The sequence below is a fragment of the Methylobacterium sp. 1030 genome, assembly GCF_040544715.1.
Lineage (GTDB): Bacteria > Pseudomonadota > Alphaproteobacteria > Rhizobiales > Beijerinckiaceae > Methylobacterium.
On record NZ_JBEPKM010000001.1, the window covers coordinates 64,117 to 77,605 of the forward strand.

12 protein-coding genes are annotated in these 13,489 nt (G+C 72.3%); 10 read left to right on the plus strand and 2 right to left on the minus strand.

Annotated features, from left to right (window positions below; all coding sequences use genetic code 11):
- Window positions 1–33 precede the first annotated feature (33 nt).
- Together ABIC30_RS00255 and ABIC30_RS00260 are read left to right on the plus strand one after the other, a co-directional pair.
- A complete protein-coding gene (locus ABIC30_RS00255) occupies window positions 34–1,128 on the plus strand; it encodes a glycosyltransferase family 2 protein (RefSeq protein ID WP_020090785.1) in 1,095 nt (364 codons plus the stop codon).
- Complete coding sequence (locus ABIC30_RS00260) at window positions 1,125–2,159, plus strand: glycosyl transferase (RefSeq protein WP_020090786.1); 1,035 nt, start codon at window positions 1,125–1,127, stop codon at window positions 2,157–2,159. Before ABIC30_RS00255 ends, ABIC30_RS00260 begins: the two co-directional genes overlap by 4 nt.
- A 72-nt stretch (window positions 2,160–2,231) precedes the next feature.
- Here the strand turns inward: ABIC30_RS00260 and ABIC30_RS00265 are convergent, their stop codons facing one another.
- Window positions 2,232–2,414, minus strand: coding sequence for a hypothetical protein (locus tag ABIC30_RS00265; RefSeq protein ID WP_020090787.1), 183 nt, complete (start codon window positions 2,412–2,414; stop codon window positions 2,232–2,234).
- Window positions 2,415–2,591: 177 nt separating this feature from the next.
- Here ABIC30_RS00265 and ABIC30_RS00270 point away from each other — a divergent pair, with 177 nt between their 5' ends.
- The 4 genes from ABIC30_RS00270 to ABIC30_RS00285 all read left to right on the plus strand — a co-directional run bounded on the left by ABIC30_RS00270 (window position 2,592) and on the right by ABIC30_RS00285 (window position 8,350).
- Window positions 2,592–3,875, plus strand: a complete 1,284-nt coding sequence (locus tag ABIC30_RS00270) for an efflux RND transporter periplasmic adaptor subunit (protein ID WP_081636434.1) — start codon at window positions 2,592–2,594, stop codon at window positions 3,873–3,875.
- A gap of 21 nt (window positions 3,876–3,896) precedes the next feature.
- Entirely contained in the window at window positions 3,897–7,034 is a 3,138-nt protein-coding gene (locus ABIC30_RS00275; RefSeq protein WP_020090789.1) for an efflux RND transporter permease subunit, read from the plus strand.
- Between the two features lie 107 nt (window positions 7,035–7,141).
- The gene (locus ABIC30_RS00280) at window positions 7,142–7,699 is read left to right on the plus strand and encodes a DUF4337 domain-containing protein (RefSeq protein WP_020090790.1); all 558 of its coding nucleotides are present in this window, start codon (window positions 7,142–7,144) and stop codon (window positions 7,697–7,699) included.
- Between the two features lie 123 nt (window positions 7,700–7,822).
- Window positions 7,823–8,350, plus strand: coding sequence for a phosphate-starvation-inducible PsiE family protein (locus ABIC30_RS00285; protein WP_043712027.1), 528 nt, complete (start codon window positions 7,823–7,825; stop codon window positions 8,348–8,350).
- Window positions 8,351–8,537: 187 nt separating this feature from the next.
- Here ABIC30_RS00285 and ABIC30_RS00290 read toward each other — a convergent pair whose 3' ends face one another.
- Window positions 8,538–9,056 (minus strand): TspO/MBR family protein, encoded by a 519-nt coding sequence (locus ABIC30_RS00290; RefSeq protein WP_020090792.1) that lies wholly within the window; start codon window positions 9,054–9,056, stop codon window positions 8,538–8,540.
- 119 nt (window positions 9,057–9,175) lie between these two features.
- Here ABIC30_RS00290 and ABIC30_RS00295 point away from each other — a divergent pair, with 119 nt between their 5' ends.
- From ABIC30_RS00295 to ABIC30_RS00310, 4 genes are all read left to right on the plus strand, one after another.
- Complete coding sequence (locus ABIC30_RS00295) at window positions 9,176–10,378, plus strand: trans-sulfuration enzyme family protein (protein ID WP_020090793.1); 1,203 nt, start codon at window positions 9,176–9,178, stop codon at window positions 10,376–10,378.
- Between the two features lie 92 nt (window positions 10,379–10,470).
- A complete protein-coding gene (locus ABIC30_RS00300; RefSeq protein WP_020090794.1) occupies window positions 10,471–10,950 on the plus strand; it encodes a hypothetical protein in 480 nt (159 codons plus the stop codon).
- A 260-nt stretch (window positions 10,951–11,210) separates the two neighbouring features.
- Window positions 11,211–12,140, plus strand: coding sequence for an AEC family transporter (locus tag ABIC30_RS00305; protein ID WP_020090796.1), 930 nt, complete (start codon window positions 11,211–11,213; stop codon window positions 12,138–12,140).
- Between the two features lie 113 nt (window positions 12,141–12,253).
- Complete coding sequence (locus ABIC30_RS00310; protein WP_020090797.1) at window positions 12,254–13,483, plus strand: acyl-CoA dehydrogenase; 1,230 nt, start codon at window positions 12,254–12,256, stop codon at window positions 13,481–13,483.
- Window positions 13,484–13,489: the final 6 nt, after the last annotated feature.

A 13,489-nucleotide genomic window follows, 5' to 3' on the forward strand; every position in this document is an offset into this window, starting at 1 on the left:
CGCGGCGCACGAGGGTGCCACGGGAGACCTGCCATGACCACCGACGCCGACCATCCGGCCCCACCGCCCTGCGTCGTCTGCATCCCCGCCCGGAACGAGGCCGAGCGCCTGCCGCGCCTGCTCGCCTCCCTGGCCGCGCAGAACGGCGTCTCGGCGCGGGCGCCCCTGCGCGTCGTGGTGCTGGCCAACAACTGCACGGACGGGACCGTCCAGGCGGTGCGGGACGTTGAGGCCTCGGGCATCCTCGCGACCCTGACCCTCCGGCTGATCGCGGTCGAGCTCGGCGGCGCGGACGCCCATGTCGGCACGGCGCGGCGCATGGCGCTCGATGCCGGGGCCGAGTGGCTGGAGGCGGACGGGGAGCCGGACGGCATCCTCCTCACCACCGACGCGGATGCCCGCCTGCCGGCCGAGTGGGTCGCGGCCAACCTCCGCGCGCTGGAGGCCGCCGACATCGTCGGTGGCCGGCTGGTGATCGACGACGACGGCACGCCGGACCCCGCCCTGACGGACCTGCACGCGCGCATCGAGCGCTACTGGTCCGGCGTCCGACGCCTGGAGGATCTGCTCGACCCGCCGCCCTACGATCCCGCCCCCCGTCACGGCGACCATACCGGCGCGAGCCTCGCCGTTCCCGCGATCCTGTACCGGGCGGTCGGCGGGCTGCCGGCGCTGCCCTGCGGCGAGGACAACGCCCTCGTCGGGCTGCTGCGCGCCAACGGCGCGCGCCTGCGCCACTGCCCGGACGTGCAGGTGCTGGTCTCGTCCCGCCACCAGGGGCGGGTCTCGGGCGGCATGGCCACCGAGATGCTGCGCCGGACCCGCGTCCTCGACGGGGAGGCCTACCTGCTGCCGGAGGCCGCGCACTGGCAGGCGCTGATCCTGCGCCGCGCGGCCCTGCGCCGGGCCTTCCACCTCGACCCGCAGGCCCGCGCCGCGGCCTGCGCACGGCTCGGTCTCGACGCCGACGACCTCGCCGCCGTCGGGGCCTGCCCGAACGACATCGCCTTCGTGGAGCGGGCCGACCGGATCCTCGAGTCGCGCAGCCCGCCGGCGCGGGACTGCGCCCTCGACCAGGCGGTCGCCGATCTCGACGCCCTCGCGTCGTCCCTGAGGGACGCCGCGTGACCCGGGGCATCGGCTGGTACGTCCATCACCAGGGCGCCGGCCATCTCCAGCGGGCCCGGGCCGTCGCCCGCGCCCTGGACCGGCCCTGCACGATCCTCGGGACGCTGGCCGGGTTCGACACCGCCGGCCTCGACATCGTCGACCTGCCCGACGACCGCCCCCTCGGCGACGGAGCCTTCGACGGCCGGGACGGCGCGACCGGGCGGCCCGAGGCCCTGCACTACGCGCCGCTCAACCATCCGGGGGTCCGCGCGCGGATGGCGCGCATCGCCGCCTGGGCGGAGCGGGCCGAGCCGGCCCTCCTGGTCGTCGACGTCTCGGTGGAGGTGGCGCTCCTGGCGCGCCTCCTGTCGGTGCCGACCCTGGTGGTGCGGCTCGCGGGGACGCGGACCGACCGGCCGCATCTGGAGGCCTTCCGCGGCGCGACGCGGCTGCTGGCCCCCTTCCCCGCGGCGCTCGACGGCGCGGCCGTGCCGGACTGGGTCCGGGCCAAGACGCTCTACGCGGGCTTCCTGGGCGCGCCGGCGCAGGCCCCGATCGAGGCGGGACGCGAGATCGTGGTCGTGTTCGGCCGCGGCGGCGCGGGGGGCGACCTCGGGGATCTCGCCGCGGCCGCGCGGGCGGTGCCGGACCGGCCGTGGCACGTGTTGGGACCGGTATCAGGCTCGGGCGCCGTCCCCGGCAACCTGCACCTGCACGGCTGGGTCCCGGACGTCGAGGCGCGGGTCGCCCGGGCGGCTTTGCTGGTGGGCGGCGGCGGCGACGGCGTGGTCGCCCTGGCGGCCGCGCAGCGGAAGCGTTTCGTCTGCCTCCCGGAGGAGCGTGCCTACGGGGAGCAGACCGAGAAGGCTGAGGCTCTGGCCCGGCTCGGGGCCGCGATCGTTCATCCCGGCTGGCCCTCGGCCGCGGCGTGGCCTGGCCTCATCGCGGCGGCCCGCGCCATCGACCCATCGGTGATCGGCGGCCTGCACGACCCGGACGCGGTCCGGACCTGCGCCGCGACGATCCAGACCCTGATCGCGGATCTCTGAACGGCCGGGCCGCGACGGAGCGGGCGGTCGCCGCGCCGGCGCGGGTGCCTCAGTCCGCACTCATGTCCGGACTCAGGAGATCAGGTCGAGCTTCGCGGCCTCGATCCCGTCGGCGCGGATCGTGTCCGGCAGGGACGAGAAGTCGCGATAGCCCGCCTCGCGCGCCATGGCGTCGAGGGCCGTCTGCTCGTCGTCGGCCGCCCCCGTCCAGAGCACCGCGCCGCTCTTCGTCTGCCTAATCTGGAAAATGCTCATCGACCCCTCCCCGGTCCCGAGAAGACCATCGGCCTATTAACGTCGCTATTCGTGGCTGGTTGCAGGTTGAGCGCCGTGAACGGCCGCGCTCCGGCCGCCCCGATCACCTGCGGCGCGAGGCCCGGCGACGGCCCCGCCGGATGGCGCTATGCTCGACCTCCGGTGGAGTGGCTCGCCATGAAAACGCCGACCTGCCCAGCGAGGGAGAGGCAATACCAGTCCAGCGCCGATTGCGAGGCCCCCGTCGTGAACTCCGTCCGTTGGCGCGCGCCCCGCCTCACTCTCCTGTGCGGGCTCGCGATCCTCGCCGGGGCGCCGGCCAGGGCCGTCGAGACCGCCGCCGTTCCCGACGCGGCCGCCATCGCGCCCGCCGTCACCGTGGTCCCGGCCGAGAACCGCGAGATCGTCGAGCGGGCGGTCGTTACCGGCACGCTGGTCCCACGCGACGAGATCCTCGTCTCCCCGGAGGTCGAGGGCCTGCGCATCACCGATCTCCTCGTCGAGGAGGGCGACCGCGTCACCAAGGGACAGGTTCTCGCCAAGCTGTCGCTGGAGATGATCGTCACCCAGGAGGCCTCGAACGCCGCGGCGATCGCCCGGGCCGAGGCGGCCATCGTCCAGGCCCAGAGCCAGATCGTCCAGGCGGAGGCGGCCAACGTCGAAGCCAAGCAGTCGCTGGAGCGGGCCCAGGCGCTCGCCAAGACCGGGAACGCAACCGCGGCCGTGCTGGAACAGCGCGTCTCGGCGGCGCAGGGGGCGGAAGGGCGCCTCGCCGCCGCCAGGGGCGGCCTGCAATCGGCCCAGGCCGACCTCGCCACCGCCCGGGCGGCCGGCGCCGAGATCGCCCTGCGGCGTGCCCGCACCGATATCCGGGCGCCGGAGGCCGGCATCGTCAATCGCCGCACCGCCCGGATCGGCGCCACAGCCACCGCGGTGGGCGAGCCGCTGTTCCGGCTGATCGCCCGGGGCGAGATCGAGTTGGAAGGCGAGGTGCCGGAGACGTCGCTGGCGCGCATCCACGTCGGCAACCCGGCGAGCCTCGACCTCGATGACGGCCGCCGCCTCGCCGGCAAGGTTCGCCGGGTCTACCCGGAGGTCGACCGGGCCACGCGGCTCGGCAAGGTGCGCATCCGCCTCGGCGACGATCCGGCCCTGCGCATCGGCGCCTTCGCGCGCGGCAACGTCGAGATCGCGCGCCGCACCGGCGTCGCCGTGCCGGTCTCCAGCCTGCTCTACGCGGCCGACGGCCGCGCCAGCGTCCTCGTGGTGAAGGACGGGCGCGTCGAGGCGCGGCCCGTGGCCGCGGGGCTCTCGGCCGACGGCTTCACCGAGCTCCGCTCCGGCGTCGCGGCCGGCGAGAGCGTCGTGGCCCGCGCGGGGAGCTTCCTGCGCGACGGCGACCGGGTGCGCCCCGTGCCGGCGCCCACCAGCACGCCGATCGCCGACGCGGCCCCGCGGTAGGACGAGTCGAAGGATCCGGCCATGCGCCTCAACGTCTCCGCCTGGGCGATCCGAAGGCCCCTGCCCTCGGTGGTCCTGTTCCTGGTCCTGATGATCCTCGGGCTGGTGAGCTTCCGCGCGCTGCCGATCACCCGGTTCCCCAACATCGACATCCCGATCGTCTCGGTGACGATCACCCAGTCGGGCGCCGCGCCCGCCGAGCTTCAGACCCAGGTCACCAAGTGGGTCGAGGATTCGGTCGCCGGCGTGAAGGGCGTCAAGCACATCCTCTCGACGATCACGGAGGGCACCTCCACCACCACGATCGAGTTCCGCCTGGAGGTGAACCAGGATCGGGCGACCAACGACGTCAAGGACGCGATCGCCAAGATCCGCCAGAACCTGCCGCGGACGATCGACGAGCCGATCGTCTCGCGCGTGGAGATCGCCGGCCTGCCGATCATGGTCTACGGCGCCTCAGCACCCGCCATGACGCCCGAGGACCTGTCGTGGTTCGTGGACGACGTCGTCGCCCGGGGCTTGCAGAGCGTGAAGGGCGTCGGCGGCGTCGAGCGCCTCGGCGGCGTCGCCCGCGAGATCCGCGTCACCCTGAAGCCCGACCGCCTGCTGGCGCTGGGCATCACCGCCGCGGACGTGAACCGGCAGCTGCGCCTGACCTCGGCCGACATGGCCGGCGGCCGGGCCGAGGTCGGCGGCCAGGAGCAGTCCATCCGAGCGCTGGCCGCCTCGGCGAGTCTCGAGACGCTCGCCAAGACCTCCATCGTGGTGCCGGGCAACCGCAAGGTCCGCCTCGACGAGCTCGCGACCCTATCGGACACCGCCGAGGAGCCCCGCACCTTCGCGCGCTTCAATGGCGAGCCGGTGGTCGCCTTCGCGATCTCCCGCGCCAGCGGCGCCAGCGACGCCGACGTGTCGGTGGGCGTCGCCAAGAAGATCGCGGCGCTGCACGCGGCCAATCCCAACGTGCGGTTCGACCTGATCGACACCAGCGTCGTCAACACGATCGGCAACTACCACTCGGCCATGATGGGCCTGATCGAGGGGGCCCTCCTCGCCGTCGTGGTGGTGCTGCTGTTCCTGCGCGACTGGCGCGCGACCCTGATCGCCGCGGTGGCGCTGCCGCTCTCGGTGCTGCCGACCTTCTGGGTGATGAGCGCCCTGGGCTTCTCGCTCAACGCCGTCAGCCTGCTGGCGATCACGCTCGTCACCGGCATCCTGGTGGACGACGCGATCGTGGAGATCGAGAACATCGTCCGGCACATGCGGATGGGGAAATCGCCCTACCGCGCGTCGCTCGAGGCCGCGGACGAGATCGGCCTCGCGGTCATCGCCATCACCGCGACGATCATCGCGATCTTCTCGCCGGTGTCGTTCATGGGCGGCATCGCCGGCCAGTACTTCAAGCAGTTCGGCCTGACCATCGCGGCCGCGGTGTTCATGTCGCTGCTCGTGGCGCGCCTGATCACGCCGCTGCTCGCCGCCTACTTCCTGCGCGACCACGGGCCGGACCACGAGCGGGACGGCGTCGTCATGCGCGGCTACACCCGCCTCGTGGCGTGGTCGGTCCGGCACAAGTTCATCACGCTGGTGCTCGGCCTCGCGTGCTTCGCCGGCTCCATCGCCTCCACGGGCCTGCTGCCCGCGGGCTTCCTGCCGGCGGAGGACCAGGCCCGCACCCTGTTCGTGGTCGAGCTGCCGCCGGGCGCCCGGCTCCAGGACACGGTCCGGGTCACCGACCGCATCGAGGAGAAGATCCGCGCGCTGCCCGAGGTGAAGAGCGTGTTCGTGGACGGCGGCCGCCAGCTGCCGGCCAAGAAGGAGGTGCGCCTCGCGAGCCTCACCATCAACCTCACGCCGAAGAACAGCCGCGACAAGACGCAGAAGCAGATCGACGCCGAGGTCGCGGCGATCCTCCGGGAGGAGCCGGACCTGCGCTTCTGGGCCCTGCGCGAGGGCGGCCAGCGCGACCTCGCGCTGATCATCGCCGGCCCCGACAAGGCCGTGGTGGCCGAGACGGCGGCCAAGCTCCAGCGCGAGGCCCAGCAGGTCCCGCACCTCGTCAACGTCATGTCGACGGCCCCCCTCGACCGGACCGAGGTCCGGATCCGGCCGAAGCCCGCCGTGGCGGCCGATCTCGGCGTCAGCACCGACACCATCGCCGAGACCGTGCGGGTCGGGACGATCGGCGACATCGGCATGAACCTCGCCAAGTTCAACGCCACGGACCGGCAGATCCCGATCCGCGTGCAGCTCCCCGAGAGCGTGCGCGGCCGGCTCTCCGACCTCGAGACCCTGAAGGTGCCGGTGAAGGGCGGGACGGCCGTGCCGCTCGCGACCGTGGCCGACATCAGCCTCGGCCAGGGCCCGACCGGCATCGACCGCTACGACCGCGCCGTGCGCGTCGCGCTCGAGGGCGACATGCAGGGCACCGACGCGCTCGCCGCGCTGATCGGCCAGGTGATGAACCTGCCGACCGCCAAGAACCTGCCGCCCGGCGTCACGATCAGCCAGACCGGCGACGCCGAGGTGATGGGCGAGGTCTTCGAGGGATTCGCGCTGGCCATGGGCGCCGGCCTGATGATGGTCTTCGGCGTGCTGATCCTGCTGTTCGGCAACTTCCTGCAGCCGCTGACCATCCTGTTCTCGCTGCCGCTCTCCATCGGCGGCGCGATCCTGGCGCTCCTGATCTGCCACATGCCGATCTCGATGCCGGTGGTGATCGGCATCCTGATGCTGATGGGCGTCGTGACCAAGAACGCCATCATGCTGGTGGATTTCGCCGTCGAGCAGATCCGCGCCGGCGTCGACCGGAACGTCGCGATCGTCGATGCCGGCCGCAAGCGCGCCCGGCCGATCGTGATGACCACCATCGCCATGGCGGCCGGCATGGTCCCCTCCGCGATGGCCTACGGAATCGGCGGCGAGTTCCGCTCGCCCATGGCGGTGGCGGTGATCGGCGGCCTGATCGTCTCGACGGTGCTGTCGCTCGTCTTCGTGCCGGCAATCTTCGTGCTGATGGACGACCTGTCCCGCCTGCTGACGCGGCTGTTCGGCCGCTTCATCGGCGAGCGCGACGATCCGGAGGATGCCTCCGTCTTCGATCCGGCCCATCCGGCCAATGACGGGCACCCGCCGCCGCCGCGGATCGCCGCGGAGTAGAGCGGGTCGGCGCGGAGAGCGGGTGCCGGATCGGTGTCGCGGATTGCGTCGCGCGCCGCGATGGGCTGTGACTCGGCCCCGCCGAATCAACGGAGACGAGCGAGACGATGTCGGGTGGTCACGGGGCGGTCGAGGGGTCGAACAAGCGCGTGGCGCTGCTGATCTCGGTGCTGGCGCTGTTCCTCGCGTTCAGCGAGACACTGGGCAAGGCGTCCCAGACGGATTCGATCGGCGCCAACGTCGAGGCCGCGAACCAGTGGGCCTATTTCCAGGCCCGCACGATCCGCGCGACGGTGCTCAAGACCGCCGACGAGGCCCTGGCGCTGGTGCCCCCGGGACCGAACCAGGAGGCCATCGCCGCCAAGCGCGCCGAGTGGTCGAAGACGCTGGCACGCTGGGATTCAGAGCCGTCGACCGGCGAGGGCCGCAAGGAGCTGTCCGAGAAGGCCCGCGCCTCGGAGGGCCGGCGCGACCTCGCGCTGCTGCGCTACCACCACTACGAGCTGGCCTCGGCGGCCTTCCAGATCGGGATCGTGCTGGCCTCGGCCGAGGTCATCACCGGGATCAGCCTGCTGGTCTTCGCCGGCGGCTTCCTGGGCCTCGCCGGGGCGGCGCTGCTCGGCTTCGGCTACCTCGCGCCGCACGCCCTGCCGTTCTTCCACTGAGCGGCCCCGGCCGCCGGCAGCGACGTAACGCCACCCCCGATCCCGATCGATCGAGCACAAGCGTCGCCGGGCTGGACGCGCGGTCCGGAAGCTGATCGTCTCGGCGCATTCCAGGGGGGAATGATGTCGGAACACTCAGAAGACCAGGGACGCCTGACGAAGGTCGCCAGCGCGATCTTCCTGCACACCGAGCACGCGATCTACGCGGCCCTCGGCATCCTGCTGGCGCTCACCGCCCTCGTGGCGCTGATCGAGGCCGCCGGGATGACCTGGGAGGCGATGCGGGCGCTCGGCGGCGCGCAGCAGATCCTGGAGGTGATCGACCGGCTGCTGTTCCTGCTGATGCTGATCGAGATCCTGCACACGGTCCGGGTCTCGATGCGGTCGGGGACGCTGACCTGCGAGCCGTTCCTGATCGTCGGGCTGATCGCCTCGATCCGGCGGGTTCTGGTGATCACCCTGCAATCGTCGGAGATCATGCACGCCAAGGACTGGTCGCCGGAGAAGCAGGCGCTGTTCCAGGCCTCGATGATCGAGCTCGGCGTGCTGGCGGGGCTGATCCTCACGATGGTGTTCGCGATCTTCCTGCTGCACCGCGCGCGCGACGACGGCAAGCCGGCCGGCGAGGAGAAGCCCGAGCACGTGTCCTGAGATCCGCGCGCCTTCGCGGCGTTCACGAAGGACCTGCACTGATCCGTACGCCTGACGGCGTCCGGATTGCCCTGACCGTCCTTGCGAGCGCAGCGAAGCAATCCAGTTGCGCCACGCCGACCGAGGTAACGCTGCACTGGGTCGCTTCGCTCGCGATGACGGAAGGAAACCGAACCGGAATTGGAAATCAGTTCATCCGCAGGATCGCGGCGTTGAGGAGCGTCGCGAAGGCGACCCAGGCCGTGTAGGGGACGAGGAGCCACGCCGCGAGCCGGTCGAACCGCCAGGTCAGCCGGATCGTCCAGAGCACCATCACCAGCAGCATCGCGACGACGATCAGGCCGGCGCCGATCGCGTGGGCGGTGAAGAAGACCGGCGTCCAGGCGGCGTTGAGCGCGATCTGCACCACGAACGCCGCGAGGGCGAGCCACCAGCCCTGGCGGCTCGGTCCCGTGCGCGGCATGGCGCCGAGCAGGCGCCAGAGCGAGACCGCGATCATCGTGTAGAGGATCGTCCAGGCGACCGGGAACACCCAGTTCGGCGGGTTGAAGGCCGGCTTGTTCAGGCTCGCGTACCAGCCCGGGATCTCCGCCTGGGTCGACACCGAGCCGACGGCGGCCGTGGCCGCGACGGGCAGGATCGCGGCGGCGAGGCGCAGCCAGCGCGGCAGGGGCGATCCCTCGGGGACCTGTGTGGCGGCGGTCATGATCGTCTGTCTCCACGGGGCGCGGCATGTGGCGCGGCATGTGGCCCGGCATGTGGCGCGGCTTGCCGGCACCCGCGCGCCGTGGCACGCGCCCGTCTCCATCCGCCGAGAATCGCCAGATGTCACAGCCTTACGCGCCGCAGGGTCCGTCGGATACCCGGAGCGACGCCGAGCCGGAATACACGCGCCGGAGCCTCGCCGCCCAGGCCATGGGGCGGATCGAGCCGGAGACGCGGGCGGTGGTGATGCCGCTCCACGTCGCCACCACCTTCATCCGCGATCCCGACAACGGCTACAGCTCCGGCTACAGCTACGCGCGGCCGGACAACGCCACGGTGCGCGAGGCGGAGTCGGTCCTGGCGATGCTGGAGGGCGCCGCCGCCGGCGCGCTGCTGTTCGGCTCGGGGATGGCGGCGGCGACCGCGGTGTTCGGCGCGCTGGAGCCCGGCGACCACGTGGTCGCCGGCACGGTCATGTACTGGGCGCTGAAGCGCTGGCTGCGCGAGGAGGCGCCCCGGCGCGGCCTCACACTGAGTTTCGTGGACACGGACGATGCGGACGCCCTGCGCGCCGTGATCGAGCCCGGCCGGACCAAGCTCGTCTGGATCGAGACCCCCGGCAACCCGCTCTGGACGGTCACCGACATCGCCGCGGCGGCCGAGATCGCCCACGCGGCGGGGGCGCGGCTGGCCGTGGATTCCACGGCCGCCTCGCCGGTGCACACGCGGCCCCTGGAACTCGGCGCCGACATCGTGATGCACTCGGCCACCAAGATCCTCAACGGCCATTCCGACGTGGTGGCGGGCGTGCTGGCGGGCGCGCGGGCCGACGCGTTCTGGGAACGGATCCGGGGGATCCGCGCCGGTAGCGGCGGCATCCTCGGGCCGTTCGAGGCCTACCTGCTGATGCGCTCGCTCCGGACCCTGCACCTGCGGGCGGCCGCGCAGGCGGCGGGCGCCCTGCGCCTCGCCGGGCGCCTGAGCGGGCACCCGCACGTGACCCGCGTCCTCTACCCGGGCCTTCCGGACGATCCCGGCCACGCGGTCGCCTGCCGGCAGATGCGGGACGGGTTCGGCTTCATGCTGTCGATCCGGGTCGCCGGCGGCGAGGCCGGCGCCATCGCCACGGCGGCGCGGGTGCGGCTCTGGAAGCGGGCGACCTCGCTCGGCGGCGTCGAGAGCCTCATCGAGCACCGCGCCTCGGTGGAAGGCCCGGGCAGCCCCTGCCCGCCGGACCTGCTGCGCCTGTCCACCGGCATCGAGGACACGGACGACCTGTACGGCGATCTCGACCAGGCCCTGCGCGGCGCCCACGCGGGCTGATCGTCGCGGGCGCTTGGTGCCGAACCGGCTCCTGGCGCGTTGTGCCGGCAGTTCCGGCGGCGCGAACCGCCACAGATCGCGAGTCTGACGACATGACGACCCGTTCCCGCACGTTGGTCCCCGGCACCTTCGCGCTGCTCATGCTGGCGCTCGCGCCGGCCTCCGCCCGGGCCGACGCGGTGCCCGATCTCGACGTCGAGCGGACCTGCCGGTCGGCTCAGGTCGCCAACACGAGCATCAGCGACAAGGCGAATTACGACGGCTGCATCCGCTCCGAGCGCGATGCCAAGAAGGAGGCTGAGCGCCACTGGAGCAGTTACACGCCCGCCGCGAAGAGCCAGTGCCAGAACCAATTCAAGGCGGGCGGCTTCCCCTCCTACGTCGAGATGGTGACCTGCCTGGAACTGGCGTCCGGCACGGTGCCGACCCAGAGCGCCGAGGGCGGCCGCGCGGTGGGCGGGCCGGGTGCGCCGAAGGACGTCAAGGTGCAGCGGGAGGGCGGCGCCAACCTGACCAAGGAACCGCCCGCGAGCCAGCGCACGGATCCGATCCAGGTGCTGGAGAACAAGTAGGCGGCGCGGGCGCCGTCACGCGCCGCTGTCGGCCTTGGTGACGGAGGGGAGGTCGACGGTCTCGCGGCCGGCGCGTTATTGGGTGCCCGCGATGAGGGCCCGCACCGCCGCGGCGACCCGGGCGCGCTCGGCGGCGCGGTGATTCTCCCCCCTCTCGTCCGGCATGCCAGCACAGCTTCCGACGGGGCGCGACGCGGCGCGCGGGCGTGCTATGGGCCGAGTCCTCCCCCCGCGCACCAGCCCCCGCTCCCGCCGGCCCCGTGAACGCCCTCGCCATCATCGCCCCGATCTTCGGGATCGTCCTGATCGGCTGGGCCGCCGCCCTCGCGGGGCTCCTCTCCGACAAGGTCAGCGACGGGCTGTCGGAATACGTCTTCGCCGTCGCCGTCCCGGCGCTGATCATCGCCACGCTGACCAAGCCCGGGATGAGCGGGACCATCGCGTGGTCCTACTGGGTCGCGTATTTCGGCGGCGCGGCGATCTCGTGGTCCGTCGGCACGCTGATCGCCCGGCGGCGGGCCGGGATCGAGCGCCGGGGTGCGATCCTCCACGGCTTCGCGGCGAGCCAGTCGAACACGGTGTTCGTGGGCGTCCCGATGATCCTCCAGGCCTACGGCGAGGAGGGCGCCTTCCCGCTGTTCATGCTGCTGGCCGTCCACCTGCCCCTGATGATGGGCAGCGCCACTTTCCTGATCGAGTCCGATTCCGGCCTGCCGGTCCTGGCGCGGATCCGCGGGCTCGCCCTGGTGCTGCTGCGCAACCCGATCTTCGTGGCGCTGCTGATCGGCATGGCCATGAAGGCCCTCGGCCTCGCGCCGGTCGGCATCGCCCAGTCGCTGATCGACGCCTTCGCCGGCACGGCCTCCACCTGCGCCCTGGTGGCGCTGGGCGCCGGCCTGAAGCGCTACCGGGTGCTGTTCGACCTCAAGGGTGCGCTCGTGATCGCGCTCCTGAAGAACCTCCTGCACCCGCTGGCGGTCTGGGTCCTGGCCTTCCACGTCTTCGCGATGCCGGCCGCCTACGCGGGCGTCGCGACCCTGTTCGCCGCCATGCCGGTGGGGATCAACGCCTACCTGCTGGCGGCGCGCTACCGGACCGAGACCGGCATGGTCGCGGCCTCGGTCTTGGTCTCGACGCTGCTGGCGCCGCTCACCACGCTGCTCTGGCTGATGCTCCTCGGCCGGGCGTGACGGCGGCGCCCCGGCGTCACCGCGCGCGTTGGACCGGGCGGCGCGCGGGTCTAGGGTAGGGTCAAGCGCGCGGGCCGCGAAGACCCGCGCCACCCTGCAGGCGAGGAATCTCGATGAACGCTCCGATGCGCCCTCCGGGCAGCGCCTCCCCGTCGGCCCCGGCCTCGGCCCGCTTCGTCTGGGACGATCCCTTCCTGCTGGAGGATCAGCTCACCGAGGACGAGCGGGCGATCCGCGACGTCGCCCAGAGCTTCGCGCAGGAGCAGCTGCTGCCCGGGATCGTGGAGGCTTACGCCACCGAGAAGACCGATCCCGGCCTGTTCCGCAAGATGGGCGAGCTCGGCCTGCTCGGCGTGACGCTCCCGGAGGAGTACGGCTGCGCGGGCGCCTCCTACGTGGCCTACGGGCTCGTGGCGCGGGCGGTCGAGGCGGTGGATTCCGGCTACCGCTCGATGATGAGCGTCCAATCCTCCCTCGTGATGTACCCGATCCACGCCTATGGCTCCGAGGAGCAGCGCCAGAAGTTCCTGCCGAAGCTCGCCTCGGGCGAGTGGATCGGCTGCTTCGGCCTCACCGAGCCGGATGCCGGCTCGGACCCGGCCGGCATGAAGACCAAGGCCGAGAAGATCGACGGCGGCTACCGGATCTCCGGCGCCAAGATGTGGATCTCGAACGCCCCCTTCGCGGACGTCTTCGTGGTCTGGGCGAAGTCCGAGGCCCACGAGGGCGCGATCCGCGGCTTCGTCCTCGAGAAGGGCATGAAGGGCCTGTCCGCCCCGACGCTGAAGGGCAAGCTATCCCTGCGCGCCTCCACCACCGGCGAGATCGTCATGGAGGGCGTCGAGGTCGGCGAGGACGCGCTGCTGCCGAACGTCTCGGGGCTGAAGGGGCCGTTCGGCTGCCTCAACCGGGCGCGCTACGGCATCTCGTGGGGCGCGATGGGCGCCGCAGAGGATTGCTGGCACCGCGCCCGCACCTACACGCTGGAGCGCAAGCAGTTCGGCCGGCCCCTGGCGCAGACCCAGCTCGTCCAGAAGAAGCTCGCCGACATGCAGACCGAGATCGCGCTGGGCCTCCAGGCCTCGCTCCGCGTCGGGCGGCTGATGGACGAGGGCAAGATGGCGCCCGAGATGATCTCGCTGGTCAAGCGCAACAATTGCGGCAAGGCGCTGGACATCGCCCGCACCGCCCGCGACATGCACGGCGGCAACGGCATCATGGGCGAGTACCACGTGATGCGCCACGCCCAGAACCTCGAGACGGTGAACACCTACGAAGGCACCCACGACGTCCACGCCCTGATCCTGGGCCGGGCCCAGACGGGGCTGCAGGCGTTCTTCTGAGGCGCG

Coding starts and splice junctions, on each gene's coding strand:
- ABIC30_RS00255 (WP_020090785.1), top strand. CDS start 34: ATGACCACCGACGCCGACCATCCGGCCCCACCGCCCTGCGTCGTCTGC.
- ABIC30_RS00265 (WP_020090787.1), bottom strand. CDS start 2,414: ATGAGCATTTTCCAGATTAGGCAGACGAAGAGCGGCGCGGTGCTCTGG.
- ABIC30_RS00270 (WP_081636434.1), top strand. CDS start 2,592: ATGAAAACGCCGACCTGCCCAGCGAGGGAGAGGCAATACCAGTCCAGC.
- ABIC30_RS00275 (WP_020090789.1), top strand. CDS start 3,897: ATGCGCCTCAACGTCTCCGCCTGGGCGATCCGAAGGCCCCTGCCCTCG.
- ABIC30_RS00280 (WP_020090790.1), top strand. CDS start 7,142: ATGTCGGGTGGTCACGGGGCGGTCGAGGGGTCGAACAAGCGCGTGGCG.
- ABIC30_RS00285 (WP_043712027.1), top strand. CDS start 7,823: ATGTCGGAACACTCAGAAGACCAGGGACGCCTGACGAAGGTCGCCAGC.
- ABIC30_RS00290 (WP_020090792.1), bottom strand. CDS start 9,056: ATGACCGCCGCCACACAGGTCCCCGAGGGATCGCCCCTGCCGCGCTGG.
- ABIC30_RS00295 (WP_020090793.1), top strand. CDS start 9,176: ATGTCACAGCCTTACGCGCCGCAGGGTCCGTCGGATACCCGGAGCGAC.
- ABIC30_RS00300 (WP_020090794.1), top strand. CDS start 10,471: ATGACGACCCGTTCCCGCACGTTGGTCCCCGGCACCTTCGCGCTGCTC.
- ABIC30_RS00310 (WP_020090797.1), top strand. CDS start 12,254: ATGAACGCTCCGATGCGCCCTCCGGGCAGCGCCTCCCCGTCGGCCCCG.